This is a genomic window from Acidovorax sp. BL-A-41-H1 (assembly GCF_051942715.1).
Map to the genome: position 1 here is coordinate 738,534 of NZ_JBPVJQ010000006.1, position 26,275 is coordinate 764,808.

21 protein-coding genes are annotated in these 26,275 nt (G+C 66.2%); 5 read left to right on the top strand and 16 right to left on the bottom strand.

Features of this window, described 5'->3' with window-relative positions; translation table 11 throughout:
- Positions 1 to 5 precede the first annotated feature (5 nt).
- The 3 genes from ACTPOI_RS16575 to ACTPOI_RS16585 all read right to left on the bottom strand — a co-directional run bounded on the left by ACTPOI_RS16575 (position 6) and on the right by ACTPOI_RS16585 (position 2,899).
- Positions 6 to 1,022 carry an NAD(P)/FAD-dependent oxidoreductase gene (locus tag ACTPOI_RS16575; protein WP_440110746.1) on the bottom strand — a complete coding sequence of 339 codons (1,017 nt, stop codon included), beginning with the start codon at positions 1,020 to 1,022 and terminating at the stop codon, positions 6 to 8.
- The gene (locus ACTPOI_RS16580) at positions 1,019 to 1,585 is read right to left on the bottom strand and encodes a lipocalin family protein (RefSeq protein WP_440110748.1); all 567 of its coding nucleotides are present in this window, start codon (positions 1,583 to 1,585) and stop codon (positions 1,019 to 1,021) included. Before ACTPOI_RS16580 ends, ACTPOI_RS16575 begins: the two co-directional genes overlap by 4 nt.
- Positions 1,586 to 1,795: 210 nt before the next feature.
- Positions 1,796 to 2,899 carry a tartrate dehydrogenase gene (locus ACTPOI_RS16585; RefSeq protein WP_440110750.1) on the bottom strand — a complete coding sequence of 368 codons (1,104 nt, stop codon included), beginning with the start codon at positions 2,897 to 2,899 and terminating at the stop codon, positions 1,796 to 1,798.
- A 123-nt stretch (positions 2,900 to 3,022) separates the two neighbouring features.
- Here ACTPOI_RS16585 and ACTPOI_RS16590 point away from each other — a divergent pair, with 123 nt between their 5' ends.
- Positions 3,023 to 3,967 carry a LysR substrate-binding domain-containing protein gene (locus tag ACTPOI_RS16590; protein ID WP_440110752.1) on the top strand — a complete coding sequence of 315 codons (945 nt, stop codon included), beginning with the start codon at positions 3,023 to 3,025 and terminating at the stop codon, positions 3,965 to 3,967.
- Positions 3,968 to 4,056: 89 nt separating this feature from the next.
- Here ACTPOI_RS16590 and ACTPOI_RS16595 read toward each other — a convergent pair whose 3' ends face one another.
- Complete coding sequence (locus tag ACTPOI_RS16595) at positions 4,057 to 4,503, bottom strand: GatB/YqeY domain-containing protein (protein WP_440110754.1); 447 nt, start codon at positions 4,501 to 4,503, stop codon at positions 4,057 to 4,059.
- Positions 4,504 to 4,726: 223 nt separating this feature from the next.
- Positions 4,727 to 4,939, bottom strand: coding sequence for a 30S ribosomal protein S21 (rpsU, locus tag ACTPOI_RS16600; RefSeq protein ID WP_069103317.1), 213 nt, complete (start codon positions 4,937 to 4,939; stop codon positions 4,727 to 4,729).
- A gap of 283 nt (positions 4,940 to 5,222) precedes the next feature.
- On the opposite strand from rpsU, the gene ACTPOI_RS16605 reads away from it, so the two are divergent.
- Entirely contained in the window at positions 5,223 to 8,477 is a 3,255-nt protein-coding gene (locus tag ACTPOI_RS16605; RefSeq protein ID WP_440110756.1) for an EAL domain-containing protein, read from the top strand.
- Positions 8,478 to 8,498: 21 nt separating this feature from the next.
- Here the strand turns inward: ACTPOI_RS16605 and ACTPOI_RS16610 are convergent, their stop codons facing one another.
- The 3 genes from ACTPOI_RS16610 to ACTPOI_RS16620 form a co-directional block, all read right to left on the bottom strand.
- Positions 8,499 to 8,813 carry a hypothetical protein gene (locus tag ACTPOI_RS16610; RefSeq protein ID WP_440110758.1) on the bottom strand — a complete coding sequence of 105 codons (315 nt, stop codon included), beginning with the start codon at positions 8,811 to 8,813 and terminating at the stop codon, positions 8,499 to 8,501.
- A gap of 96 nt (positions 8,814 to 8,909) precedes the next feature.
- Positions 8,910 to 10,163: an NAD(P)/FAD-dependent oxidoreductase gene (locus ACTPOI_RS16615; RefSeq protein ID WP_440110760.1), complete on the bottom strand. Its 1,254-nt coding sequence runs from the start codon at positions 10,161 to 10,163 to the stop codon at positions 8,910 to 8,912.
- Positions 10,164 to 10,264: 101 nt separating this feature from the next.
- On the bottom strand, positions 10,265 to 11,440 hold the full coding sequence (locus tag ACTPOI_RS16620; RefSeq protein ID WP_440110762.1) for an ABC transporter substrate-binding protein: 1,176 nt from the start codon (positions 11,438 to 11,440) through the stop codon (positions 10,265 to 10,267).
- Between the two features lie 208 nt (positions 11,441 to 11,648).
- Between ACTPOI_RS16620 and ACTPOI_RS16625 the strand changes: the two genes are divergently transcribed.
- Positions 11,649 to 12,128 carry a DUF4124 domain-containing protein gene (locus ACTPOI_RS16625; RefSeq protein WP_440110764.1) on the top strand — a complete coding sequence of 160 codons (480 nt, stop codon included), beginning with the start codon at positions 11,649 to 11,651 and terminating at the stop codon, positions 12,126 to 12,128.
- A gap of 75 nt (positions 12,129 to 12,203) precedes the next feature.
- Here ACTPOI_RS16625 and ACTPOI_RS16630 read toward each other — a convergent pair whose 3' ends face one another.
- A complete protein-coding gene (locus ACTPOI_RS16630) occupies positions 12,204 to 13,337 on the bottom strand; it encodes a sterol desaturase family protein (protein ID WP_440110766.1) in 1,134 nt (377 codons plus the stop codon).
- A 104-nt stretch (positions 13,338 to 13,441) separates the two neighbouring features.
- Here ACTPOI_RS16630 and ACTPOI_RS16635 point away from each other — a divergent pair, with 104 nt between their 5' ends.
- The gene (locus tag ACTPOI_RS16635; RefSeq protein WP_440110768.1) at positions 13,442 to 13,930 is read left to right on the top strand and encodes an acyl-CoA thioesterase; all 489 of its coding nucleotides are present in this window, start codon (positions 13,442 to 13,444) and stop codon (positions 13,928 to 13,930) included.
- A 17-nt stretch (positions 13,931 to 13,947) separates the two neighbouring features.
- On the opposite strand, the gene ACTPOI_RS16640 is transcribed toward ACTPOI_RS16635, so the two are convergent.
- The 7 genes from ACTPOI_RS16640 to nirB form a co-directional block, all read right to left on the bottom strand.
- Positions 13,948 to 14,667: a methyl-accepting chemotaxis protein gene (locus ACTPOI_RS16640; RefSeq protein ID WP_440110770.1), complete on the bottom strand. Its 720-nt coding sequence runs from the start codon at positions 14,665 to 14,667 to the stop codon at positions 13,948 to 13,950.
- Between the two features lie 81 nt (positions 14,668 to 14,748).
- On the bottom strand, positions 14,749 to 15,606 hold the full coding sequence (cobA, locus tag ACTPOI_RS16645) for a uroporphyrinogen-III C-methyltransferase (protein ID WP_440110772.1): 858 nt from the start codon (positions 15,604 to 15,606) through the stop codon (positions 14,749 to 14,751).
- Complete coding sequence (ybiB, locus tag ACTPOI_RS16650; RefSeq protein WP_440110774.1) at positions 15,603 to 16,538, bottom strand: DNA-binding protein YbiB; 936 nt, start codon at positions 16,536 to 16,538, stop codon at positions 15,603 to 15,605. Before ybiB ends, cobA begins: the two co-directional genes overlap by 4 nt.
- Before the next feature lie 172 nt (positions 16,539 to 16,710).
- Positions 16,711 to 19,548 (bottom strand): nitrate reductase, encoded by a 2,838-nt coding sequence (locus tag ACTPOI_RS16655; protein ID WP_440110776.1) that lies wholly within the window; start codon positions 19,546 to 19,548, stop codon positions 16,711 to 16,713.
- 923 nt (positions 19,549 to 20,471) lie between these two features.
- A complete protein-coding gene (nirD, locus tag ACTPOI_RS16660) occupies positions 20,472 to 20,855 on the bottom strand; it encodes a nitrite reductase small subunit NirD (protein ID WP_440110778.1) in 384 nt (127 codons plus the stop codon).
- A gap of 51 nt (positions 20,856 to 20,906) precedes the next feature.
- Positions 20,907 to 21,722 carry a type IV pili methyl-accepting chemotaxis transducer N-terminal domain-containing protein gene (locus tag ACTPOI_RS16665; RefSeq protein WP_440110780.1) on the bottom strand — a complete coding sequence of 272 codons (816 nt, stop codon included), beginning with the start codon at positions 21,720 to 21,722 and terminating at the stop codon, positions 20,907 to 20,909.
- 20 nt (positions 21,723 to 21,742) lie between these two features.
- Positions 21,743 to 24,190, bottom strand: coding sequence for a nitrite reductase large subunit NirB (nirB, locus tag ACTPOI_RS16670; protein ID WP_440110782.1), 2,448 nt, complete (start codon positions 24,188 to 24,190; stop codon positions 21,743 to 21,745).
- Between the two features lie 423 nt (positions 24,191 to 24,613).
- On the opposite strand from nirB, the gene ACTPOI_RS16675 reads away from it, so the two are divergent.
- Entirely contained in the window at positions 24,614 to 26,263 is a 1,650-nt protein-coding gene (locus ACTPOI_RS16675) for a methyl-accepting chemotaxis protein (RefSeq protein ID WP_440110784.1), read from the top strand.
- Positions 26,264 to 26,275 lie beyond the last annotated feature (12 nt).

Here is a 26,275-nt window from a genome sequence, read left to right on the forward strand (position 1 = left end):
TGGTACTAGCTTGCCGTGGCAAGCAGCCGTTCAGCCACGGCCTGGCCGCTCAGCCACGCGCCTTCGACCTTGCCGCCGTGCAGCCAGTCGCCGCACAGACCCAGTCGGGCGGCGTCGTCCCACCAGCAGCCGATGGTCAGCGGCGGCTCGGTATCGGCATAGCGCCAGCGGTGCGCTGTGGCCGCGGCGGGCGATGGTCCGCCGATGGCCACGAAGGCCTCCACCAGTGTCTGGGTCACTGCGGCGGCGTCGTCCTCGATGTGGGCCTCGCTCCATTCGGGGCTGGCGTGCAGCAGCCAGGTTTCCTCGCCTTCCCGCCCCGGCTTGCTGCTGTCGCGGGCCACCCACCGGAGCGGGCCGGCGTTGATGAAGGCGCCATCCCACGCCAGAGGCACCGGTGCGGCAAAGCGCAGCATCACCGCCCAGCTGCCGCGCATGCGGGCGCTGCGTGCCACTGCGGCGGCTACAGGCGCTACCGCTGCTGTCAGTGGCGCGGCCTGGGGTGCGGGTATGGCCAGTACCACCGCGCTGTAGGTGGGCGCGTGCCGGCCGTGCTCGGCAGAAGCGATGACCCAGCCATCGGCGGTGCGTTCGAGCTGTTGCACGGTGGCTTGCAACTGCAGCGTTCCGTGGTCGCCCAGGCGAGATGCAAGCCAGCCGGCCGGGGAGGTCATGCGCGGCGTGCCCACGAAGCGTTCCAGCGGGGTTTGCGGGGTGGACCAGGCGGTGCCATCAAAGCTGGCCAGGCGCGCGTCCCAGCGTGCCGCGGCCCCTGCGGCTTCCCAGCGTGCCACCTCGGCACGAAAGGCGGGGTCGCGCGCAGTGAAGTACTGGGCACCGTGGTCGCACTGCCATGGGCCCGTGGAGTCCTCGGCGCGCCGGGTGCTCATGCGGCCCGCCGGGCCGCGGCTCTTGTCCAGCACATGCACGGTGTGGCCTGCGGCCAGCAGCCGGTGCGCGCACGAGAGGCCTGAGAGGCCGGCGCCGATCACGGCCACAGGAAGGGGCTTGGCGAGGGTCATGGCTGCGGGTCCTTACGTTGCTGGCTCACCCAGATCAGGTTCTGCGGATCGATGCCCAGTGCCGCCACGCGGGCAATGAGCTGTTCGCGCAGGACGGGCGCAAGCTGGCGGTCGCGCGAGAGGATCCAGCAGTAGCTGCGGTCCGGCCCCACCACGATGGCCCAGCGGTAGTCGGCATCGAGCGCGGCCACGTGGTAGCCGCCGTAGAAGGGGCCGAAGAACGACACCTTGAGGGACGCGGTTTGTGGGCTGCCCGTGAACAGCGCCTTGCCCACGGCCTCGCGCCACTCTTTCTTGACCTCGTCAAAACCGCGGTTGACCACCCGCACGCTGCCGTCGGGCTGCCGCTGGTAGGTGGCGCTCACATCGTTCATGTTGCGCTCAAAGCGGTGGTCCAGCCGGGCCTGTTCGTACCAGCGGCCCTCATAGCGGGCCAGCTCGAACGGTGCCACCGCTTGAATGCCATCAGGGGGGCGGGTCGAGGAGCAACCCGCCAGCAGGGCCACGGCCGCGCCAGCCAGCGCCAATGACGCCAGCCGGGCGGGGGAAAACAAGGTGGACATATTTAAACCGTATGGTCGCAAAAAATACGCAATGGTATATCACACAGCGCTTGGGCGCCTGGGTGGCGGCCCGTGGCACTGGAATATGCGGCCTGCCGCCACAGGGGCCAGGGAAGCAGCGGTTTTCACTCTTAAAGGCCAAATCGCCGTGAAGCCCAGGTCAAATAAGCACCTGTTGCTATCGATTAAGGAGTGGCGACGCCGATGGATTCACACCCCGGCCACCCTCGCTGCGATCGCCTCGCCCACCTGCGTGGTGCTGGCGGTACCGCCCAGGTCTGGGGTGCGCGGCCCGCTCTGGATCACGTCTTCAATCGCTTTGACAATGGCATCGTGGGCCGCGCGGCCTGCTCCCTGGCCGTGGGTCAGGAAGTCCAGCATCAGCGCGCCCGACCAGATCATGGCAATCGGGTTGGCGATGTTCTGGCCGTAGATGTCGGGCGCGGAGCCGTGCACCGGCTCGAAAAGGCTGGGGAAGGCGCGCTCGGGGTTCAGGTTGGCCGAGGGCGCCAGGCCGATGGTGCCCGTGGTGGCCGGGCCCAAGTCAGAGAGGATGTCGCCAAACAGGTTGGTGGCGGCTACCACGTCAAAACGCCCGGGCTGCAGCACAAAGCGGGCGGTGAGGATGTCGATGTGCTGCTTGTCCAGCGTCACTTCGGGGTAGCCCCGGGCGACATCGTCGGCGCGCTGGTCCCACCAGGGCATGCTGATGGCGATGCCGTTGCTCTTGGTGGCCAAGGTGACGTGCTTCTTGGGGCGGCTTTGGGCCAGGTCGAAGGCGAACTTCAGGAGGCGGTGGGCACCGTGGCGGGAGTAGACGGATTCCTGGATGACGATTTCGCGGTCGGTGCCCTCGTACATGATGCCGCCGACCGACGTGTACTCCCCTTCGGTGTTCTCGCGCACCACCAGGTAATCGATGTCGCCGGGTTGGCGTCCCGCCAGCGGGCAGGGCACGCCCGCGAACAAGCGCACGGGGCGCAGGTTGATGTACTGGTCGAACTCGCGCCGGAACTTGAGCAGCGAGCCCCACAGGGACACATGGTCGGGCACGGTGGCGGGCCAGCCTACGGCGCCGAAGAAGATCGCATCCATGCCCGACAGTTGCGCCTTCCAGTCGTCGGGCATCATTTGTCCGTGGGCGGCGTAGTAGTCGCAACTGGCCCATGCAAAGGCCGTGGTTTCCAGCGCAATGCCAAAGCGCCCTGCGGCGGCCTGCACTGCACGCAGGCCTTCGGGCATCACCTCCTTGCCGATGCCGTCTCCGGCGATGAGGGCGATGCGGAAGGGCTTGGGTTGGGCAGATGGGGTCATGGCAGGCCTCGTGAAGGGTTTAAAAAGCGCCACTGCACCATGCAGCCAACGCCGTTGCTGCACATTGTTCCAGCGCCGCCAAAAACTACAATGCGCTGGCCGTGGCCTCATCCTTCACACTTCGTGCATAAAAATCCTGCCGCTGAAGACCTGCGCGTGTTCACGGCGGTGGTACGCAAGGCCAGCTTTGCCGGCGCCGCCGCAGAGCTGGGCACCTCGCCGGCCTACGTAAGCAAGCGCATCCGCCTGCTGGAGCAGGACCTGCAGGTCAAGCTGCTGCACCGCACCACCCGCCGCGTGGCCGTGACGGAGGAGGGCGAGCGGGTGTTCCACTGGGCGCAGCGCATCCAGGATGACATGGAACAGTTGCTGCAAGAGGTGGCTGTGACGCGCAGCGTGCCGCGCGGGCTGCTGCGGGTGAGCAGCAGCTTTGGCTTTGGCCGCCAGATCGTGGCGCCCGCGCTGTCCACGCTGGTGGAGCAGCACCCGGGGCTCCAGGTGCGGCTGGAGGTGTTTGACCGGCTGGTGGACGTGGCTGGCGAAGGGTTTGACCTGGATGTGCGCGTGGGCGACGACATTGCCCCGCACCTCATCGCCCGCCGCTTGGCCGACAACCACCGTGTGCTGTGCGCCGCCCCCGCCTATCTGCAGCGCAAGGGCACGCCGCGCACGGTCCCCGACCTGGCCGCGCACGACTGCCTGGTGATCAAGGAGCGCGACCATCCGTTTGGGGTGTGGCGCCTGCGTAGCGGCGCGCACGAAGCATCGGTGAAGGTGCGCGGCCCCCTCTCAGCCAACAACGGCGAAATGGCCGTGCAGTGGGCGGTGGACGGGCGTGGCGTGGTACTGCGTTCGCTGTGGGATGTGGACGCGCACCTGCAGGCCGGGCGGCTGGTGCAGGTCCTGCCGCAGTGGCAGCAGGAGGCCAACGTGTGGGCGGTGTACCCCACGCGGCTGGAGCGCTCAGCCAAGGTGCGGGTGTGCGTGGAGTTTCTGCAGGCGCATTTTTGCGCTGGGTGGGCATCGCGCAGCGCTGAGACCGGTGTCGGCGCAAACGCGTCGGTTTGAAGTAAAAATAGCTGCCAGCGCCCGTCTTGCAAGCGTAAGCAGCTATCAAAACGATACTGGCCGCAGCGTGGGCGCGACCGCAGGGCCGATCAGCCTGCCAGCGCAGCCTTCACCGCTGCCGACACCTGGCCCATGTCGGCCTTGCCCGCCAGGCGGGTCTTGACCACGCCCATGACCTTGCCCATGTCGCCGGGGCCCGAAGCACCGATCTCCGCCACGATCGCCTTCACGGCGGCCAGCGCTTCTTCCGCCGACATGCGCTCGGGCAGGTAGGCCTGCAGCACCGCCATCTCGGCCTTTTCCTTGTCGGCCAGGTCCTGGCGGCCCGCGCCTTCAAAGGCGGTGATCGAATCCTTGCGCTGCTTGATGAGCTTGTCCACGATGGCCACCACGGCCACATCGTCCAGCACGATGCGCTCGTCCACTTCCTTTTGCTTCATCGCGGCCTGCAGCAGGCGGATGGTGCCCAGGCGCTCGCTGTCCTTGGCGCGCATGGCGGTTTTCATGTCTTCAGTGATCTGTTCCTTGAGGCTCATGTCGGGCTTCCTTTTTTTGGTTTCAGACAGGGACGGAGGGTTTGCACAAAGCTCCGCTGGCTAGGCGTCAACGCCGCAGACAGTAGTGCCCCTACGGCAAGGCGCCGCAACGACGCCAGAGGGGCTTTGTGCAGACCCGAAAAAACAAAAACCCGCGCTTGGCGTCCCTAGCGCGGGTTTGGCGGCTGTCGTCCGTTCAGGACTGACGAGGCCGAAGCGGTACTTAGTACAGCTTCTTAGGCAGCTGCATGCTGCGCACGCGCTTGTAGTGACGCTTGACGGCGGCTGCCTTCTTGCGCTTGCGCTCGGAAGTAGGCTTCTCGTAGAACTCGCGGGCGCGCAGATCGGTCAGCAGGCCGAGCTTTTCAATGGTGCGCTTGAAGCGGCGCAGGGCGACGTCAAAGGGTTCGTTTTCTTTTACGCGGATCGTGGTCATTAGCTAATGGTTTCCAAATGGTGCCTGCAGAGGGGCTTGGGGAGATCGGGCCTCAAGTCCGTACAAAGCGGTTTCCCCGTCTGTAACTAGTATTTGGCCGACGGGGCATTGCCAGCAAAGCCGAGCATTATAGCGTGATCGGCGCCGCTGAGCGCAATCCCGGCCTTGGCATGGCCGACAGGGGGCAGTGGCGCAGAACTTGCATCGGTACTGGTCATAACTATCCGGAGTGCGCTGCAGGGCAACCCGTCCTGCGCTGCGTCCCGGTGAATCCTGCTTGACCATGGCATTCATGCATCGCGTATCGGGCTGGCTGGGCCGCCTGAGTGTGGGCCGCAAACTCATGCTCATCTATCTGCTGGACCTTACGGCGGTGATCTATGTGTCGGGCATCCTGATCCATGAAAAGTACTTGGCCATCGACTTCGCGCGCAAGGAGGTGGTCGGCACCACCTACGCCGCGGTGGTGCGCGACGCCCTGATGGGCCAGTTTGCGCCGGGGGGCTCGCAGCCGGCGGTGCTGCCCACGGTGCAGCAGCGCCTGGCCGACGTGCGGGTGCGCCACGACGACATGCTCCACACCGGTGAGGCTGCCCAGCGCTTTGCCGACACCCTGCAGGCTGTGCAGGGGGCCGACCCCGGCACCTCCCTGGATGCGCAGCAAGTGCGGGGGATCTCCCGCCAGCGCAGCGCACTGTTGCGCGAAGGGCGGGCGCTGCTGACGACCGTCGGCAACCAGTCCAACCTGATCCTGGACCCCGACCTGGACAGCTACTACGTGATGTCCCTGGTGGTGCTGCGCTTTCCCGAGCTGCTGCAGGCCGTGCACGACACGGTGAGCTTTCTGGACGCCAGCCCTGCAAGGCGCGGGCCGCAGTGGTCGTCCGAGTTGCTGACGCTGGCCGGCCGGCTCAATGCCGTGATGCTCGGGGTGGAGTCGGACTACGACCAGGCGTTTGCGGCCGGCTCGCCCGACCTGCGCGCGTCGCAGAGCCGCGCGCGCCAGGCCCTGCACTCGGCCATGGCGGCATTCGAGGCGCAGCTGCAGGACGCGGCGGCAGGCGAGTCGCGCCTGGGCGCAGTGCAGGCGGCTGCCCAGCACGCCCGGGTGCTGGAAGCCCTGCGCGACGCCTGGGGCGTGGGCATCACCGACCTGGAAGGCCTGCTGCTGCAGCGTGTGGACAGCCTGTTTGCCCGCATGTGGCTGCACCTGGGCACTGCGCTGGTGCTGCTGGGCTGCATCTTGGGCCTCGTGACGCTGGTGGCGCGCCAGATTGCCAAGCCGCTGCAGCACCTGGCCCGTGTGGCCGACGAGGTGCGGCGCAGTGGCGACCACACGCTGCGCGCCAGCTGGGCCAGCCGCGACGAGATCGGCCGGCTGGTCACCGCGTTCAACGACATGCTGGCCCAGCTCGACCGCGAGCGGCTGCTGCAGCAGGAGCTGGCGGCCAGTGCACGCGCCGCCGAGGCCCAGCGTGAGCTGGTCGAGGCGTTCCCGATGCCGATGGTGGTCACGTCCATCCCGGAGCACGAGGTGCTGCATTCCAACGCGCCGGCCGCGCAATGGCTGGGCGGCCGCCGCGCAGACCCCTGGGCCGTGGGCTTGGAGCCGGGGGTGCGTGCGCGCTTTTTCCAGCGGCTGGCCGATCACGGCTCGGTGGATGAGTTCGAGGTGCGCTGGAAGGCCGGCCCCGAGCCATCGTGGGCGGTGCTGTCGGCGCGGCGCCTGTTGTTCCAGGGACGCGACGCCATGCTCACGGCCTTCACGCCCATCAACGTGCTCAAGGTGATGGAGCAGCGCCTGGAGCTGTGGGCCAAGGTGTTCGAGGCCTCGTCCGAGGGCATCATCATCATGAATGCCGACCACCGGATCGTCAGCGTGAACCACGCGCTGTGCCGCAGCACGCACCACGACTTCTACGAAATCGTTGGAGAAGACCTGGGTTTCTTGCTGCAGCAGGAGCCTGGCGATGAGCCGCTGGCTGCCGTGGTGCGCCGGGCCATGCAGGACAAGGAATCCTGGCAGGGCGAAGTGCGGTTTCGCCGCCGCTCGGGCGAGACCTACCCCGCCTGGCTGATGGTGTCTGCCGTGCGCGAGGGCAAGGGCGGCGAGGTGACCAACCACATCGGCATTGCCATCGACATCACCGACCGCAAGCGCAGCGAGGAGCGCATCCAGTTTCTGGCGCACCACGACGTGCTGACCGAGCTGCCCAACCGCTCGCTGTGCGTGCAGCGGCTGCGCGCTGCGCTGGGCCAGGCATCTGTCACGGGCGAAAAAGTGGCCGTGCTGTTCATCGATCTGGACCGCTTCAAGGCCATCAACGACACGCTGGGGCACCATGTGGGCGACGGGTTGTTGCGCTCGGTGGCGGCGCGGCTGACGCAGGCGGTGCGATCGCGCGACACCGTCAGCCGCCTGGGGGGCGACGAGTTCGTCGTGGTGATGCGCGACGTGGCCGGGCCCGACGACGTCCGCCAGCTGGTCGAGCGCCGCCTGATCCCGCTGATCCGGCAAAGCCACCCGGTGCAGGGGCATGAACTGAACGTGTCGTGCAGCGTGGGCATTGCCGTGTATCCGGACGATGGCGACGACATCGACGAACTGATGCGCCGGGCCGACGCCGCGATGTACGAGGCCAAGACCACGGGGCGGGACATGGCGCTGTTCTACTCGGTCGAGACCGACCAGCGGACCCTGGCGCGCCAAGGTCTCGAGCAGCAGCTGCGGCGCGCGCTGGAGCGCGGCGAGTTCAGCCTGCACTACCAGCCACGCGTGAGCGCCCGCGGCGCCCGCCTGCTGGGCATGGAAGCCCTTTTGCGCTGGAACAACGCCGTGCTGGGCAGCATTCCGCCCAGCGAATTCATCCCCATCGCTGAAGAGACCGGCATGATCCGCCCCATTGGCAGCTGGGTGCTGCAACAGGCATGCGAGCAGTGGGTACGCTGGCAGGCCGCGCCGGGCCCGGTGCAGTGCGATGGTTCCGCGCCGCCGGTGCTGGCCGGTACCAGCGTGTCGGTCAACCTGTCTGCCGCGCAGATGGCCGACCCCATGCTCGTGCACGACATCGAGGCGCTGCTCGCGCGCACCGGCATGCCAGCGCACCGGCTCGAACTGGAAATCACCGAGTCGCACCTCATGGGCAACGCCCATGCGGCCGAGCAGCAGCTGGCGGCGCTGAAGGCGCTGGGTGTACAGCTGGCCATCGATGATTTCGGCACAGGCTATTCCAGCCTGGCCTACCTCAAGCGTTTTGACATCGACCGGCTGAAGGTCGACAAATCGTTTGTGCACGACATGCTGAACAACCCGGCCGATATGGCCATCACCCGCGCCATCATCGCTCTGGGCCACACCCTCGGCCTGGCCATCGTGGCCGAGGGCGTGGAGGACATGGCCACCGCGCAGGTGCTGGGTGCGCTCGACTGCGAGGAACTGCAGGGCTTTTACTTCAGCCGCCCCTTGCCCGAAGATGAGCTGCTGGCATGGGCCGCCCGGCATCTGGCGCAGCAAACTGGGGCGCCGCACAAGGCATGACGGCGCCGCGCTTGTGCGCGGTCAGCCCACGCGCATGTGCAGCGCCCAGGAGAGCAGCATCAACACCATGCCGGGCGACAGGTTCCCCAGCCAGAGTGCCCGGCGCTTTGTGGACCGGCCGGAAATGCGTGCATCGGCCCGCAGGCAGGCATCGCCCTCGGGGGTGCGCAGCCACCACAGCATGACGGCGCCGCCCGCCAGCGACCCTGCCCCCAGCGCCGCCAGGATGGCAACAAAGATGTTTCCCGAGACGCTGGCCGCCGGGACGATTGCCAGCAGCGTCCCCACGGCGGTGGCGGCCGCCTGCCACCGCTCGGCCCGTTCAAAGCCATCCATGGCAGTACTTCCCCGTAGCATGGCTGTGCTGGCACACACTGGGGCGATGCGTTGTGCGCGGGAGCTGCATCACTGGGCCTGCTTACCCGATGGGCCTCACGCGACCGCTGCAGGCAGGGCCTGCGCACAGGCAAAGGCGCTGGACCATGCCCACTGGAAGTTGTAGCCGCCCAGCCAGCCCGTCACGTCCACCACCTCGCCAATGAAATACAGGCCGGGTTGGGACCGACACTCCATGGTTTGCTGCGACAGCGCCCGGGTGTCGACGCCGCCCAGCGTCACCTCGGCTTTGCGGTAGCCCTCGGTGCCGGTCGGCGTCAGCTCCCAGCGCGCCAGCTGCTCGGCCAGCCGCGCCAGGGACTTGTCGGATGCCTCGTTCACCGGGCGTTGCCATTCGGCGTCGCGCTGGGCCCAGGTGTCGGCCAGGCGGCTTGGCACCAACGTGGCCAGCTCGTTGGCAATCAGCTTGCGCGAGCGGGCTTTGGCCCTGGGCAGTGCCTCGGCCAGTGGCACGCCGGGCGCGAGGTTGATGGCCACCGGCGTGCCCTCCTGCCAGTAGCTGGAGATCTGCAGCACACCCGGCCCGGACAGGCCTCGGTGCGTGAACAGCAGGTCTTCATCGAAGGCCATGTGGGCCTTCTTGCTGCCTGTGCTGATCCGTACCGGCAACGCAAGCCCTGCCAGCTGCGCGTAGGGCTGCCACGCGTCGCCGTCGAACGTGAGCGGCACCAGGCCGGGCCGCCGCTCCACCAGCGGCACGCCGAACTGCTCGGCCAGCCGGTAGCCGAAATCGGTGGCGCCAATCTTGGGGATGGAAAGCCCGCCCGTTGCGATGACCAGCGAGCGTGCCTTCACCGGGCCGCGGGTGGTATCAATTTGATAGCTGCCGAGGCAATCGGAACCTAGGCTTGACGGCAAAAACACTATTTTTTTGACGCTGCAGGGCTGCCAGCGCTCGACACCGCCGGCTGCGCACTCGGCCAGCAGCATGGCGATGATGTCTTCGGCCGATCGGTCGGCAAACAGCTGGCCCTTGTGCTTTTCATGGAACGCGATGCCGTGCTTTTGCAGCAGGGCAATGAAGTCGCCAGGCGTGTAGCGCGACAGCGCCGAGCGGCAAAACTGCGGGTTCTGGCCCACAAAGTATTTGTGCGGCGCCGCCGGGTCGAGGTCGCGGTTGGTGAAGTTGCAGCGCCCGCCGCCCGAGATGCGGATCTTTTCGGCCACCTTGTCGGCATGGTCGATGAGCAGAACCTTCAGGCCGCGCTGCCCGGCTTGCGCTGCGCAGAACAGCCCGGCGGCGCCCGCACCAATGATGACTGCGTCGAAAGAATGATCGGGATGTGGCACGGGTACGAAGGGGCGTTGGCGGTGGGCGAAGGCCGCCATTGTCGCCCGTGCCAGCCCGGCGCCCCCGGGGCCCGGTAGTCACGCTGCGCCGCGGTGGGCAGCTACTGGCGGTACACGCCGCCGGCACCCACCACGGCAATGTCCACGTAGTTGGAGCCGTGGTGGTTCTGCGCGCTGAACTGGTAGACATAGCCGCCCAGGTCCAGGTTGCCCAGGCCTTCCATGGCCTGCACCAGGCTGGTGCGCGTCACGTTCGGGCCCGCCGCGCGCAGGCCCTCGATCAGCACGCGCGCATCCATGTAGCCGGTGTAGCGGTCGTAGTCCACCGGCTTGTCGTGGCGCTTCATCGACGCCTGGAAATCCCGCGTGAGCTGGATGTTGGGCCGCGAAGGCGAGGGACCGGTGCGCGCCACGGCCAGGCCGCGCGCGTCGTCACCCAGGGCCTTGAGCACCGCCGTGCCTGCGCCGAGCGACAGCGTGTATACCGGCACGCCCATGTGCGCCCGGTTGGCCCGTACATAAGCCACCACCGACGGGCCCGCCGCCACCAGCAGCACCGCCTGCGGCTTGCTCGCAGACAGCGCCTTCGCTGCCACCGCGGCATCCTCACCGCTGGAGGCCAGTGCGTGCGAACCCGCCAGCGTGGCGTTCTCGGCGGCAATGGTCTTTTCGACCAGTGGCAGCAGCAGCTTGCCGAAGTCGTTGTTTTCGTACGCCACTGCAATGCGGGATGTCTGCACGGCCACCAGGTTGCGCACGATCTTCACCAGCTCGTCGGCGTAGTTTGCGCGCGTGGTGAACAGGTAGGGGTGCTGCTGCGCACGCACGGCCGGGCTGCCGGTGTACACCGAAATCAGCGGCACGCGTGCCTGCGCGAGGTAGGGCAGCAGCGTCATCACCTGTGTGGTGCCCGACACCCCGAAAAGCGCCAGCACGCCGTCCTTTTCGGTCATCTGTTTGGCGTTCTCCAGCGTGCGGCGGGCGTCAAAGCCATCGTCCATCGTCACCAGGCGCACCTTGCGGCCGCCTACGCCGCCCTTGGCGTTGAAGTCCTCGATGGCGGCGTCCTGCCCCTCGTGGATGGGCGCCAGAAAAGGCGCCATGCCCCCCGACATCGCTGTGGATCGCCCGATCAGGATGTCGCCCCGGGCTGGCCCCTGCTGTGCAATCGCGGGCACGGCGGCAAGCGCGGCTGTGCTGGCAAGGGCCCGCAGGATGCTGCGCCGGCTGCCCAAGGTTGGAAGTAGCCCGGTGTGCATCGTTGTCGGCGTCTTCATCAACAGCTTCTCCTGGAAGGCGTGGCACAGCCACAAAGTGCGGCGATGGTAGGGGTGTGGTCCGCATGCATCCACGGGGGTTTTTACCGGTACAGGGTCATGTGGGGGACATCTGTCCGAGCCGTCACAGATGCGGCCTGCTGCGGCAGGCTCCACGCCGTGAGCACCACGCTAACATGGCGTTTTGCCCGTTGATAAAGACCGTTCCATGAACACCTTCCGTTGGGCTTGCTGGATTTGCGTGCTGGGCTTCTTCGCCCCAGCTTGGGCGATCAACAAGTGCACCGATGCCAACGGCAGGGTCTCGTTCCAGGACGCGCCGTGTACGGGCAAAGGCGAAAAGATCGAGGTGCGACCCAGCATGCAGGGCGCCACGCCTGTGCAAGCCCCCAGCAGCGTAACGTCCGAGGGAGCTTTCGGTCCCACATGGCAGCGCAAGAACTTTTTGCAGACACAGGGCATTCCACAGGCACGCATGGCCGTAGATCGCAACCAGCGGGAGTGCGCAGCCCAAGGCGATGTGGTCGCGCAGGCCGGGCCGCTGCGAAGGGGATCGCTTGCTTCGGGCAATCAGTTTGCCCAAGAAGGAGCCGAGAAGGCTGCCGATAGCAAGTCCGCCTGCCAGGCCCGTACAGAGGCGCTCCGCGAGCAGCTCCAGTCGCTTGAGAAAGAATTGGCTGCGCTGTAACTTCGCGCCCCCTTGGCGTCAGCCCCTCAGGGAGTCGCTGCCTCCGCTACGGCTCAAGTGCCGCGTTGACGGGCCTCAACCCTTCCAGACAAACGGAAACTTGAACTGCTTCACAAACCCATTGGGCACGTAGTCGCCCAGCACCCCGTAGTGTTCGGGCCAGAGCTTCGTGCTTTTGACAGCGGTGCCGAACAGGTAGTCCAGAAACGCGAAGTGCGCCGCGTAGTTTTTGTCCAGCGCTTCGTGGTCCTGGCTGTGGTGCCAGTGGTGGAAGTTGGGCGTGACCAGCACGTAGCGCAGCGGCCCCAGGCGCACGCTCACGTTGGCATGGTTGAACACCGCCTGGAAGCCCACGATCACGATGTATGCGTCGATCACTTCCTTGCTGAAACCCAGCACGTAGATGGGTGCCAGCACCAGGGTGCGGGTGATGACGAGTTCCAGGATGTGCTGGCGCGAACCAGCCATCCAGTCCATGCTTTTGACGCTATGGTGTACGGCGTGCAGGCGCCACAGTACCGGCACCTCGTGGTAGGCCCGGTGTGTCCAGTACTGCACCAGGTCTGCCACCAGCACGATCAGGAACAGCGCCACCCAGAAGTTCAGCCCCTGCACCCAGCCCCGGATGCCGTCGCTGGCGGCCCAGCCAAAGAACTTGTGCACCATGAGGTTGGTGGCCAGCAGCACGAAGCCGACCACCATGTGGTTGACGATGAAGTGGTGGAAGTCGGTCTGCCACTCGGCGCGGAACACAGGCTGATCCTTGCGCAGGGCAAACAGCTTCTCGATGAAGATGAAGATCAGCGAGCTGCCCAGCAGGTCAAGGATGAACCAGTCCAGGCCGATGTAGGGTGTGTTGTCGGGGAAGTTCGGGTCTACCTCGACCTTGTGCCCGCCCAGCAGCGCGGTGAGCACCACCATTGCAAATGCAAAGCTGGCCAGCCAGCGTGCACGGTTGAACAGGATGTTGACCAGCGAGATGCCGCCCGCAATTGCCATGGCGCCCAGCATGATGTTGCGGATCACCGCCACGTCATAGCTCTTGCGCAGCTGGGGCGTGGTGAGGTACTCGGGGAAGTGAAACGCGAGCACGCCCAAAAAGCACAGGATGGCCAGCGTGAGCGCGATCACGCCAGACACCAGCCCGCGCCCGCGCCGCAAGGCGCCGTGGCTTTCGGTGAATTCGTTGAGCTTGTCGATTTCGAGCATCGGTTCCCTCCCGGCCTGCTGCGGCCATTGATGTGCTTTTGTGGCGCGAGTGTAGCGACTGGAAGGCGCGCCGGCTGCGCCACCGGGCCCCTAGAATCCCGCCCATGAACATCCCTTCACACCAGCTGAGCATGACCGTGCTCATGTCCCCTGACATGGCCAATTTTTCGGGCAATGTGCATGGCGGTGCCATCTTGAAGCTGCTCGACCAGGTCGCGTACTCGTGCGCCAGCCGCTATTCGGCCTGCTACGTGGTCACCTTGAGCGTGGACCAAGTGATGTTCCTGCAGCCCATCCATGTGGGCGAACTGGTGACCTTTCTGGCCAGCGTCAACTACACGGGCTCTTCGTCGATGGAGATCGGCATCAAGGTGGTGGCCGAGGACATCCGCTCGCAGGTGGTGCGGCATGTGAACAGCTGCTTTTTCACCATGGTGGCGGTCGATGAGTCACGCAAGCCCGTGCAGGTGCCGCGCCTGTCGCCATCCACGCCCGATGAGCGCCGTCGCTGGGATGCCGCCCTGCTGCGCAAATCCTTGCGCAAGGAGTTGGCCGAACGGTTCGAGCAGGTGCGAAACACCCCGGTGGAGTGATCAACTTCGCGGAGTCCCTATGCCGCGCCGCGGCTGCGCCCCGCCAGCGACACCGCCTGCAGCGACAGGCCGTCAATCTCGTGCGTGATGCCTGACAGCACGTTCGCCACCACAGCGAATTCGCGTCCGTGCTGACCTGCGCGGGCTGCCATTACCTGTGCGTTGAAGCTCACTACCTTGGCCTCGCGCGCCACGGTCTGTATGGATGCGACGATGCTTGCCAGCTCCTTCATGAGCCGTTCTGATTGGGCCTTGCTCACCTGATCGAACGCGGTCGTGGCGGTATTGAGCGCATCGAGCACGGCGTCGGTGGTCTCGACCAGCTTGCCCAGCGCTTCTTCGGTGCGCGGGCTCTGGCGCTCGGCCAGGTCCAGCACGGTGCCTACCTGCTGCGCAAACGCTTCGATGGTGCTGCCCACGCCCTGCGGGCCCTGGTAGGCGGTGCGAACGATGTCCGCGCCCACGGCGTCGAGATGACGGGGCGTGTCGACCAGCTTGGCCTGGCTGTCGATGAAAAGCTTGAGAGAACTGCGCGCGGCCTTCATGTGGAGATCGCTGCCGCGTGCGGCCAGCACGGTCTGCAGCACCATGCGCTGCGACAGCATGCGCTGGCGCGCAGCAATGTTGACGAGTGACATGCCGCTGTCGCCGGGCGATGCGGGTCGGGCGGGCGATGTCGGTGCAATGGCAGCAATGGGCAGTGCACGCGGGCGGATGGAGTCGGGAAGGGCGGCCATGGTGTTCCTTGTTCCGATTGCATTCGGGTGACACCCATCAAGCAATAGCCGCGCCAGCGTGGGCCTGCGGGCCCAACGCGGTCAGACCGCGCGTTGCTGCGCCAAGCCGGTGTTGTTGTGGCTGTGTGCAGCGCGTGCGCTGGCGTCTGCGCTGGCCAGTGCCACGCCCTGCACCACATCCCCTACCACGATGACGGATGGGCTTGCCAGGCCTTCGCGCACGATGGTGTCGTGCAGCGTGCCCAGCGTGGTCACGGCATGCCGCTGTTGGGGCAAGCTGGCGTGCTGGATGATGGCCACGGGCGTGACGGCCGGCAGGCCGGTCAGCAGTTCCTGCTGGATCATGGCGGCGCCGCTCACACCCATGTAGATCACCAGAGTGAGCTTGGCATCGCGCGCCGTGGCAGCCAGCTGGCGCCAGTCGGTACCCGTGTCGCCCGGTTTCGCGTGGCCGGTGACAAACACCACGCCGTGTGCGTGCTCGCGGTGCGTGAGCGGAACGCCCAGCGATGTGAGTCCCGCCAGCCCGGCCGTGATGCCGTTGATGACGGTGACCTGCACGCCCGCGGCACGCAGGTGCTCCACCTCTTCGCCGCCGCGGCCAAAGATGAACGGGTCGCCACCCTTGAGGCGCACCACGTTCTCGCCCTCGTTCACTGCCATCAGCATCAGCTTTTCGATGAAGGCCTGCGGTGTGCTCTTGCAGCCGCCGCGCTTGCCCACGTAGACGACGCGGGCCTTGGGCGATGCGTAGGCCACGATGGCGTCGCTGACCAGGTCGTCCACCAGCAGCACGGTGGCGGCCTGGATGGCCTTGAGGGCTTTGATCGTCAGCAGCTCCGGATCGCCGGGCCCGGCGCCCACCAGCGTGCAGCTGCCGCCGGTGCCCAGGTGGGGCCGGTGCGTGGGGAGGGCGTTGTCGTTGGTGGGGCGGCTCATGGCGTTGTCTCCGAAGCGGTGGGTTCCGCAGTTCGAACAGCGATCTGCAAGATATGTTCCACCTGCCGCTCGATCGCGGGTGGAACCGGCAGTTCGCCCGCCAGCACACGGCGGGTGTACGCCGCGGTGGTGGCGATATCGATTTCGGCGGGCAGGCCGGGCACCTCGCTGGCGGTGCCGGGCTGCTGCGAATCCAGCACCGCATGCGCGCCGTGTACAAACCCGTCGTAGCGTGGCGTGCGGCGCGGGTCGGTGGCCACTTCGCCCTCCAGCCCGCGCGACAGCAGGGCGCTCATGCCCAGCGTGCGGAACGTGGTCTGCAGCATCTCGAAATATTCGGGGTGCGTGTACGCCGTGACCACCACGGACGACCCCGCGCCCGGGCTCATCAGCTTGACCACGCTGTGCCCCGGGTTGCGCAGGCCCACCACCTCGCGCACCGCCAGCAGGCGTGCCAGTCCACCATGCAGGTTCTGTGTGTGGATATGGCGGACTGCTCCGTTCGCTATGAATTCAGGAGCTTCCAGGGCAGGTATTTCGAGCGCTAGCAGCACATCTGACGCCAAAACCCGCCGCGCCTCGGTACGCATGCCGTGCAGCAGCACGGGCAGGCCTTCGCGCGCCAGCAGCAGCGCCAGCAGCGGCGTCAGCACCGGCAGCTTGCGCGCACCGTTGTAGCTGGGCAGCACGATGAGGGGGCGGTCGGTGGCGGGCAGCTGTGCCACACGCTGGTGCGTGGCATCCAGAAAGCCGCACATCTCCTCGGACGTCTCGCCCTTGATGCGCATGGCCAGGCAGAAGGCTCCGATCTCCAGGTCGGTGACCTGACCGTCCAGCACCTGGCCGAACAGGTCGGCTGCCTGCTCGCGCGAGAGTGGTTTGGCGCCGCGCGCGCCGCGCCCGATCTCTTTGATGTACTGGCTAATGCCCATGTTGGTCTGGTGGCGGGACTTGTGAAACAGGGCACCAGCGTCGTTGTTTCGGCTTGCCGTACTAGGCGTACTGTCTGCGCCGAAAGCGCCTAGCGGGTGCCCTGTTGCACAAGTCCTGGTGCGTGAGTGGTGGGGTGGATGGCTATTTTGGCGCAGTCAAGCCAACTTCTGGTTATAAGGCTGCCTGCGCCTGCGGCCTGGGTGCGAGCGGCCCGGTACTGCGCACCATCCGTTTGAGTTCCGGCACGCACGAGCCACAGTTGGTGCCGCAGCGCAGCTGGCCCTGCACCTGCGCCAGGCGGTCGTCATCGGTGCCATGGCACTGCGCCAGGGCGGCGGTGATGGCGGCGTCGGTGACGTTGAAGCAGGTGCACACCGGTTTGCCGCGGGACTGCACCGCCACCGGCGCCTTGGCGCCGGGCACGAGCAACAGGCGGCCGTAGGTTTGTGCGGGCAGTTCTTCCTGCAGCAGGGTCTTGAGCCAGCCTTCGGCGCTGGTGTCGCCCGCCAGCACGATGCCTTCAAGCGTGGTGTTCTCACCGTTGCGCACCAGCCGTGCAGCCCGGCGCTGGCCGCGTTTGCGGTCGGCATAGCGCAGGGTATCCGCACCTGTCATGCCCAGCAGCGCTTCGACCTGGGTGATCCATGCATCGGGCGGTGCCTCGTGGGCGGCGGCGCGCAGCAGAACGCCGGTGCGCTCACGGCCGGGCTCATCGAGCGGGGTGTTGTTGCCAAAGGGCACGCAGCTGGCAAACGGGAACTGCGCCATCAGCGCCGAAAGCGCTTCGCGGGCAGCAATGGCTTTGTCGGCAGGCAGCCAGGCCATGGCCAGCAGCGTCCAAGGGAGCTCGGCCTTGAGCAGCTTGACGGCGGCATGTTTCAGTTCGGGCTGTTTCGAGGTGGGGCAGAACGCCGAGGTGGTGAGCGCGTTCACGCCCGCCAGGCGCTCGCCGGTGGACGAGATACCGCTCAGGTACTGGCTGCCCCAGTGCATGGCCATGAATACCTGCGACAGGCCCAGCGTGGCGTCGGCCTGCACGGGCACCACGATGGAGCCGCGCTTGCTGGTCAGGTGCACCAGATCACCCGTTTTCAGCCCGCGCCGGTCCATGTCCTGCGGGTGCATCTGCACACTGGGCTCGGCCACATGTCCAAACAGGCGGCCCAGCGTGCCGGTGCGCGTCATGCCGTGCCACTGGTCGCGCAAGCGGCCGGTGGTCAGGCTGAAGGGGTAGCGCGACTCGCGCTGCTCGGCCGTGGGCTTCCAGGCGTGCGCGGCAAAACGTGCGCGGCCATCGGCAGTGGGGAAGACGCCGTCTTCGTACAGGCGGGCCTTGCCGGTGGTGGCGTCTGCGGCAAACGGCCACTGCTGGGGGCCTGCTGATTCCAGCAGGTCCCATGACAAGCCCGTGATGTCCAGGTCTCGCCCGCGGGTGGTTGCGCGGTGCTCGTTCCAGATGGTTTGGGCGCCGGCATCGGCGGCGTTGGTGGTGTATGGAAACAGCGTGGGCGCGCCGGGCCGCAGGCGTGCCTCCAGCTGGTGCGCAAACTGCACCGCAATGGCCCAGTCGTGGCGCGCCTCGCCCGGTGCGGGCACGGCGATGCGCACGCGCGAGATGCGGCGCTCGCTGTTGGTCACCGTGCCCGTCTTCTCGCCCCAGGTGGTGGCGGGCAGCAGCAGGTCGGCATAGGCGCAGGTTTCGGCGGTGGCAAAGGCCTCCTGCACCACCACAAACTCGGCGCGCTGCAGCGCGCGGCGCACGGTGGCCTGGTCGGGCATGCTCTGCGCGGGGTTGGTACAGGCAATCCACAAGGCCTTGATTTCGCCGTCGGCAGCGGCCTGGAACATCTCCACGGCCGTCTTGCCAGGCTTGGATGGCACATCGGCCACGCCCCACAGTGCAGCCACTTCGGCGCGGTGCTGCGGGTTGGACAGATCGCGGTGAGCGCTGAGCAGATTAGCCAGACCGCCCACCTCGCGCCCGCCCATGGCGTTGGGCTGCCCGGTCAGGCTGAAGGGGCCTGCGCCCGGCTTGCCAATCTGTGCTGTTGCCAAGTGCAGGTTGATGAGCGATGCGTTCTTGGCGGTGCCGCTGCTGCTCTGGTTGAGGCCCTGGCAGTACAGGCTCAACGTGGCCTTGGATGTCGCAAACCACTTTGCTGCGGTGGTCAGGTCGGCTACGGAAATGCCACACACCTGCGCCACGCGCTCTGGCGTGCAGTCGCGCACCAGGGCCTTCAGTTCGTCAAACCCGGTGGTGTGGGCGGCGATGTATTCGGCATTGCTCCAGCCCTCCCACAGCATCAGGTGCAGCATGCCGTTGAACAGCATCACGTCGCTACCGGGCTGGATGGGCAGGAACAGGTCGGCCATGCCGGCGGTGTCGGTACGGCGCGGGTCGGCCACGATCACCTTCATGCCCGGGTTGGCTGCGCGTGCATCTTCGATGCGTCTGAACAAAACCGGGTGCGCCCAGGCCGCGTTGCTGCCCACGATGAACAGGCACTGCGCGTGGTTCACGTCGTCGTAGCAGGCGGGAGGCGCGTCGGCACCCAGTGTCTGCTTGTAGCCGGCCACGGCGCTGCTCATGCACAGGCGCGAGTTGGTGTCGATGTTGTTGGTGCCGATGAGGCCCTTGGCGAGCTTGTTGAAGACGTAGTAGTCCTCGGTGAGCAACTGGCCGCTGACGTAGAGGCCGACCGAGTCCGGGCCGTGCTGCGCGATGGTGCTGGCGAATTTGTCGGCTGCCAGTGTCAGGGCTGCATCCCATGCCAGCGGTGCGGGTGCGGCGCTGCGCTGGGTGCGGTGCAAGGGTTGCAGCAGGCGGGTTTGCAGGGTGACGGGGCTGGTGGCCGTGAGGTGAAGGGTGGAGCCTTTGGTGCACAGGCGGCCGAAGTTGGCGGGGTGTGCGGGGTCGCCGCGAACGCCGGTGATCTGCGGGCCTTCGGATTCGATGATCACGCCGCAGCCTACGCCGCAGTAGGGGCAGGTGGATTTGGTTTCTTGCATGGCGTGTTTGGGGTGTTTTTGGGTCTTAGCGCTTGATTCATAAGCGCTTGTAGCTATTATTTCGATAGCTGGCTGGTGTTTGGCGTCCGGATGAGCTTTCTTTGGCTTTTGGGTGTGGCTACCGCGTGAGTTTGCTCAGTGCGGGAGCCGGGAGTCGCCCGGCGTGCGAGTAACTTTCTTTTGGCTCGCCAAAAGAAAGTCACCAAAGAAAAGGCGACCCTCAGTCTGCGACCCCTTCGCTTCGCTGCGGGGCAGACCTGCGCCGGGGCGGTTGCGGGGTGCGCCGCGGAACTCGCTTTGCTGCTGCGCAGCGCCGCTCGGACAGCCGCGGCGAGTCAGATTACGAAGCACGCGCGCTCCGACGCGCGTGCCACCCCGCAACCGCCCCGGCGCAGGCGCAGCCAGAAGGGGGTGGGGCACCGAACAGCCGAACAGCCACACGGGTCGTCGCTGCGCTCGACCCGGCATGGGCCGCGCAAAGCGCCAACGACGCTTGGCTGCGCGAGGCGCTTGTACCCGCGAAGTGGGGCCGAGCGAAGCAAAGGCCCGAATGGATGTCCGCTCCCCATCCCCTCTGTATGCGCCGAGGAGCGCAGGGCGTGGGGCGGCGTGTGCCGAAGGACACACGCTTCGTGGACTGACTCGCTGCGGTTGTCTGAGCGGAGCGCCGCAGGCGCGCAGCGAGTTCCGCAGCGCGCCCCACGCACGAGCACCGCAGGTTGCCCCGTAGCGAAGCGCAGGGGACGCAGACAGCGGGGTCGCGTTTTCTTTGGTGACTTTCTTTTGGCGAGCCAAAAGAAAGTTACTCGCACGCCGGGCGACTCCCGGCTCCCTCCCTGAACACAGGCATGCGGTAGCCATAACCAACGAAGGTTGAGACAAGCTCAGCCCGAACGGTTGGGGCGCCGGCATCACGCGCCTCCTCAAGCCACCGAAACCCTGCGCGCAGGCCCCGCCACCGGCCGCGTCAGATCGGTAGCCACGGTCGCCAGCTCCTGCACATCCAGAAACACCATGCCGTCCTCCACCTTCACGGCAAACTTCGGCGTGCATCCCTCGTCCGGCGCAGCCGCCTGCCCATCGCACAGCCCGATCGTCCAGTTGTGCATCGGGCAGGCCACGTGCGTGCCAAACACAATGCCCTGAGACAGCGGGCCGCCCTTGTGCGGGCAGCGGTCCAGCAGGGCGAACACGCCGCCGCTGTCATTGCGGAAGATCGCCACATCCAGCCCCTGCGGGCGTGCCACACGGCGTGAGCCCAGCACGGGGATGTCGTCCACACGGCATATCGGTTTCCATTCGGTCATGGGAGGCTTTCTATTCGTCGTTTCGGGTTGTTCTGGTTGCTTCGCAGGTCGTCAGGCAGCCAGCGCGGCGTACATGCCGGTGATGCGATCCATGCTGGCGAGCAGGTTTTCGCTGCTCACAAACACTTCCGATACCTGGCGAAAGCTGTTCTGGCTGGTCTCGCCCAGGCGCTGCAGGGCCGCGTCAAAAAACACCCATTGCCCATCGGCCAGCAGCAGCTCCTGCCGGATGCGGGTGGTGGCCTCTGGGGCGTTGCGCAGCAATTCGTTCGCAGCGAGGAATTCAGTGCGGGCCTTGGCGATCTCGGCTGTGGCGGCTGCTGCGTCGACCGACAGCATGGCCGACAGGCAGAACTTGGCCATGCGCTGGCTCAGCATGCGCTGCCGGCCTGCAATGTTCACCAGCCGCCCCACGGGCTTGCCCGACGCGGCTTCGTATTGCACGGTGCCCTGGTGGGCCAGCGCCAGCACCTGCGCGTCGGCCTGCAGCAGCGCTGCCGCGCCGTCGCGCGACGGCGTCGTGCCCAGGAGCGCGGCCTTTTGCAGGGCCCACGCAGCGCCCAGCTTGTCATACGTTTCGCGGATGGCGGGCGTGGGGGCAAAGGCCTTGAGTTCGGCCCACTGCCGCTCGAACAGCGCGACCGACTGGTCCATCACGCTGCGCGCCGCCGGGGTGTCGGGCTTGTGGGCCAGCGTGAGCCACGCTTTGCCCATGCGCTGGCTCAGCATCCGCTGGCGACCGGCCTTGTTGATGGCATCGTTCAGGTCGGTGACCTGGGCATGGGCGCTGGCGCCGGGCATGAGCAGGCCCATGGCACCCCAGGCCGTCGTGCAGCCTGCGGCCGACAAAAGAGCGCGTCTTTGCATGAGTGGCCTCCTTCGGTGGGTCAGGCGCCCAGGGGTACAAACTGCCGCGTATCCACGGCCGCCTTGTCAAATTCGAACCAGGGGTCGGGTTCGCCATCGAGCGCAAACTGCAGCTGCTCCCACAGTGCCTTGCGGCCTTCGTGGTCTTCGAGGATGCGCTTTTTCACATAGTCGAGGCCCACGCGGTTCACGTAGTGCACGGTGCGCTCCAGGTACCAGCCTTCCTGGCGGTACAGCTCGCAGAATGCGCCGGTGTACTCCAGCACTTCCTCGGCGGTTTTCAGTTTGGTGAAGAAGTGCGCCACCTCGGTCTTGATGCCGCCGTTGCCGGCGATGTACATCTCCCAGCCGCTGTCCACGCCGATGATGCCCACGTCCTTGATGCCCGCCTCGGCGCAGTTGCGCGGGCAGCCGCTGACGGCAAACTTGACCTTGTGCGGGGCGTACATGCGCCACATGGCGCGCTCCAGGTCTTTGCCCATCTGGGTGCTGTCCTGTGTGCCCATGCGGCACCACTCGCTGCCCACGCAAGTTTTGACGGTGCGCAGCGCCTTGGCGTAGGCATGGCCGCTGGGCATGCCGATGTCCTTCCACACGTTGACCAGGTCTTCTTTCTTCACGCCCAGCAAATCGATGCGCTGGCCGCCCGTGACCTTGATGGTGGGGATGTTGTACTTGTCGGCGGCGTCGGCAATGCGGCGCAGCTCGTCGGCCGTGGTCTCCCCCCCCCACATGCGCGGGATCACGCTGTAGGTGCCGTCTTTCTGGATGTTCGCGTGGCTGCGTTCGTTGATGGCGCGGCTTTGCGGGTCGTCTTTTGCCTCTTTGGGCCAGGTGCTGGTGACGTAGTAGTTGACGGCCGGCCGGCAGGTGGCGCAGCCATTGGGCGTCTTCCACTCCAGCGCCTTGAACACGTCGCCAATCGTCAGGAGCTTCTGGCTGCGGATGGCGTCGCGCACAGCCTGGTGGCCATGGTCGGTGCAGCCGCACATGGCTTTGGTCTTGGGGGTGGCGCTGTAGTCGCCGCCTGCCGTGAACATCAGGATCTGCTCCACCAGACCTGTGCACGAGCCGCACGATGCGCTGGCCTTGGTGTGCTTTTTCACTTCTTCGAGTGTGAATAGGCCCTTGTCCTTGATGGCCTTGCAGATCGCGCCTTTGGTCACGCCGTTGCAGCCGCACACCTCGTCGGTGTCGGCCATGGCCGATGCCTTGCTCTGGCCCTGGTGACCCACGTCGCCGATGTTGCTCTCGCCGAACATCAGCTTGTCACGGATGTCGCTCACGCTGCGGCCGTCGCGCAGCAGCTTGAAGTACCAGCTGCCATCCACCGTGTCGCCATACAGGCAGGCGCCCACCAGCTTGTCGTCCTTGATCACGAGCTTCTTGTACACGCCACCGAAGGGGTCGCTCATCACGATCTCTTCGGTGTTCTCGCCGCCCTGGAAGTCGCCTGCCGAGAACAGGTCGATGCCCGTCACTTTGAGCTTGGTGGACGTGAGCGAGCCTTGGTAGCGGCCAATGCCGAACTCAGCCAGGTGGTTGGCCAGTACCTTGCCCTGCTCGAACAGCGGCGCCACCAGCCCGTATGCGATGCCACGGTGCGCAGCGCATTCGCCCACGGCGTAGATGCGGGCGTCGGTGGTGGTCTGCAGGGTGTCGCTCACCACAATGCCACGGTTGACGTGCAGGCGCATCTTTTCAGCCAAGGCCGTGTTGGGGCGGATCCCCACGGCCATCACCACCAGGTCGGCGGGGACCTCGGTACCGTCCTTGAACTTCACGCCTGCCACACGGCCTTCTGCGTTGCCCACCAGTTCAGCCGTCTGCGCGCCCATCAAAAACTGCATGCCGCGTTCGGCCAGTGACTTCTGCAGCATCTTGCCGGCTACATCGTCGAGCTGGCGCTCCATCAGCCAGTCGCCCACATGCACCACACTCACCTGCATGCCGCGTTTCATCAGGCCGTTGGCTGCTTCCAGGCCCAGCAGGCCACCGCCGATGACCACCGCGTGTTTATAGGTGGCTGCCGCATCAATCATGGCCTGGGTGTCGGCAATGTCGCGGTAGGCCAGCACGCCCTGCAGGTCCTTGCCGGGGATGGGCAGGATGAACGGGTTGGAGCCCGTGGCCATGATGAGGCGGTCGTACTCGGCGGTAATGACGTCGCCGTCCTTGCTGGTGGCGCTGACCACGCGGCGCACACGGTCCACGTCGGTCACGGTAAAGCCCGTGTGCAGGGTGATGTGGTTATCCGCATACCACTGCCAGTCGTTGAGGATGATCTCGTCGATGGTCTGCTCGCCCGCCAGTACCGGCGACAGCAGGATGCGGTTGTAGTTGGGGTGAGGCTCGGCGCCAAACACCGTGATGTCATACAGGTCGGGTGCGATCTTGAGCAGCTCTTCCAGCGTGCGCACGCCGGCCATGCCGTTCCCCACCATCACCAGCTTGAGCTTTTTCGTCATCGTGATTCCCCTGCGCCACGGCGGGCCGTTGGCGCGTTGCAAAAAACAAAAAAGGCGTCCACACGATGCTGCTTCGAGGATCTCGAAACCGCATGTGGGGACGCCTTCGTCCGGTCTGCCGCAAGGTGCGCCGTTGCACCGGGCATCAGGCCCTTGAGCGGGCCTGCATGCGTTCATCAATGCAAGGTGCGTGCCAGAGCTTGTGCACCGTTGCGGGGCATGGCCGTGAAAACGGTCCTCTTGGGCTCGCGCTCCCGGTCATCCCCTGCGTTCGGCTTGATCTGGGTCAACTCGCTTGCGGGGTAACGGGATGTTTCTGTATTCTTTTGTTGGCATGCCTCATAAGATGAATTTGAGGGCATCAACATTTCGCCACCAGACAGGGCACAGATCCTGCAAGGGGCCCCCCAAGGAGACAACGTCATGCGCGTAAACCTGCCCGTAAGCCAGCACGAGTACCCTTTTCCAAAGGGGGAAACGCTGGTTTCGACGACCGACCTGAAAGGTCGCATCCTTTACTGCAACCCCACTTTCATTGAGGTGAGCGGCTATGAAAAGGAGGAGTTGCTGGGCCAGCCCCACAACATGATCCGGCACCCCGAAATGCCTGAAGAGGCGTTTCGCGACATGTGGGCCACGATTGAAAAGGGAATTCCGTGGTCTGCGCCGGTGAAGAACCGCCGCAAGGACGGCACCTTCTACTGGGTCATGGCAAACGTCACGCCCCTGATGGATGGCGACAGCCCGTTGGGCTACATGTCGGTACGCACCGAGGCCACCCGCGAGCAGATCCAGAACGCCGAGCAGTTGTACAAGACCATGCGCGATGAAAAAGCCGCCGGCAAGGCGGTGCACGTGTTACGCGGGGGCAGGCTGGTCAAGATGGACCTGTTGGGGCGCCTGGCATTGCTGGCCCGCCTTGGGCCGGCCGCCAAGATGGTGGTGGTGCAGACGATGGTGGTGCTGGCTGCCTTTGGCGCGGCCATGGTGGGCGGGGCATCGCTGTCGATGTGGGCGGTGCTCTCGTGGTTGGGCGTCCTCGCATTGGCTGCAGGTTCAGCCGTGTACCTGCACACCATGACCATTGCACCCCTGCGCCAGATGCTGGCATGGGCCAATCGCATGGCGGCTGGCGACCTGACCCAGAAGATCACCGTGACGCGCGATGACACCGTAGGCTTCCTGCAGCAGGCCCTCGCGCAACTCAACGTGAACCTGATGTCGATTGTTCGGGATGCGCGCCAGGAGAGCGGCCGCATGCAGGTCTCCACGCGCGAGATTGCCGAAGGCAACCAGGACCTGTCGGCCCGCACCGAGTCGCAAGCCAGCAATCTGGAGCAGACGGCAGCCTCCATGGAGGAAATCACCGGTACGGTGCGCCAGACGGCCGAGTCCGCGCGGCAGGCTACTTCGCTGGCCTCGCAGGCGACGGCAGTGGCCGAGCGCAGCAGCTCTGCGGTGGATGGCGTGGCCATCACCATGCAGCAGATACAGACCTCATCCAGTCGCATCAGCGAGATCACGCAGCTGATCGACAGCATCGCGTTCCAGACCAATATCCTTGCCTTGAACGCTGCTGTGGAAGCCGCCCGTGCGGGCGAGCAGGGGCGCGGCTTTGCTGTCGTGGCCGCGGAAGTGCGCAGCCTCTCGCACCGTACGCTGTCTGCCGCCAAGGAAATCCGGCAGCTGATCGATGCATCGGCCGCCACGGTATCGGAAGGGCACCAGAAGACCGACCAGGCCCAGAAGACCATGTCGGAAGCCCTGGAGCTGGTGCGCCGCGTGGGTACGCTCATTGGCGAGATCAACAATGCCTCCAGCGAGCAGCTCAGCGGCATCTCTCAGGTCAATGCCGCGGTGGCGCAGCTCGATACGATCACGCAGCAGAACGCGGCGCTGGTCGAGCAGAATGCCGCGTCTGCCATGCACCTCAACGAGCTGGCCCAGACCGTCACCGAAACGGTGCAGGTGTTCCGTGTGGACGCATCGGCGCCCGCCCCGGGCCGCGACGCGGTAGCCCTGCGCCGCGAGATGAAGGCAGCGTCGGGCGCACGGGCACTGGCATCGTCCTGAAACGCTCGCTGG

Coding starts and splice junctions, on each gene's coding strand:
- cobA (WP_440110772.1), bottom strand. CDS start 15,606: ATGAGCCGCCCCACCAACGACAACGCCCTCCCCACGCACCGGCCCCAC.
- nirB (WP_440110782.1), bottom strand. CDS start 24,190: ATGACGAAAAAGCTCAAGCTGGTGATGGTGGGGAACGGCATGGCCGGC.
- ACTPOI_RS16580 (WP_440110748.1), bottom strand. CDS start 1,585: ATGTCCACCTTGTTTTCCCCCGCCCGGCTGGCGTCATTGGCGCTGGCT.
- nirD (WP_440110778.1), bottom strand. CDS start 20,855: ATGACCGAATGGAAACCGATATGCCGTGTGGACGACATCCCCGTGCTG.
- ACTPOI_RS16630 (WP_440110766.1), bottom strand. CDS start 13,337: ATGCTCGAAATCGACAAGCTCAACGAATTCACCGAAAGCCACGGCGCC.
- ACTPOI_RS16665 (WP_440110780.1), bottom strand. CDS start 21,722: ATGCAAAGACGCGCTCTTTTGTCGGCCGCAGGCTGCACGACGGCCTGG.
- ACTPOI_RS16575 (WP_440110746.1), bottom strand. CDS start 1,022: ATGACCCTCGCCAAGCCCCTTCCTGTGGCCGTGATCGGCGCCGGCCTC.
- ACTPOI_RS16585 (WP_440110750.1), bottom strand. CDS start 2,899: ATGACCCCATCTGCCCAACCCAAGCCCTTCCGCATCGCCCTCATCGCC.
- ACTPOI_RS16635 (WP_440110768.1), top strand. CDS start 13,442: ATGAACATCCCTTCACACCAGCTGAGCATGACCGTGCTCATGTCCCCT.
- ACTPOI_RS16610 (WP_440110758.1), bottom strand. CDS start 8,813: ATGGATGGCTTTGAACGGGCCGAGCGGTGGCAGGCGGCCGCCACCGCC.
- ACTPOI_RS16620 (WP_440110762.1), bottom strand. CDS start 11,440: ATGAAGACGCCGACAACGATGCACACCGGGCTACTTCCAACCTTGGGC.
- ACTPOI_RS16595 (WP_440110754.1), bottom strand. CDS start 4,503: ATGAGCCTCAAGGAACAGATCACTGAAGACATGAAAACCGCCATGCGC.
- ACTPOI_RS16655 (WP_440110776.1), bottom strand. CDS start 19,548: ATGCAAGAAACCAAATCCACCTGCCCCTACTGCGGCGTAGGCTGCGGC.
- ybiB (WP_440110774.1), bottom strand. CDS start 16,538: ATGGGCATTAGCCAGTACATCAAAGAGATCGGGCGCGGCGCGCGCGGC.
- ACTPOI_RS16640 (WP_440110770.1), bottom strand. CDS start 14,667: ATGGCCGCCCTTCCCGACTCCATCCGCCCGCGTGCACTGCCCATTGCT.
- ACTPOI_RS16675 (WP_440110784.1), top strand. CDS start 24,614: ATGCGCGTAAACCTGCCCGTAAGCCAGCACGAGTACCCTTTTCCAAAG.
- rpsU (WP_069103317.1), bottom strand. CDS start 4,939: ATGACCACGATCCGCGTAAAAGAAAACGAACCCTTTGACGTCGCCCTG.
- ACTPOI_RS16605 (WP_440110756.1), top strand. CDS start 5,223: ATGGCATTCATGCATCGCGTATCGGGCTGGCTGGGCCGCCTGAGTGTG.
- ACTPOI_RS16625 (WP_440110764.1), top strand. CDS start 11,649: ATGAACACCTTCCGTTGGGCTTGCTGGATTTGCGTGCTGGGCTTCTTC.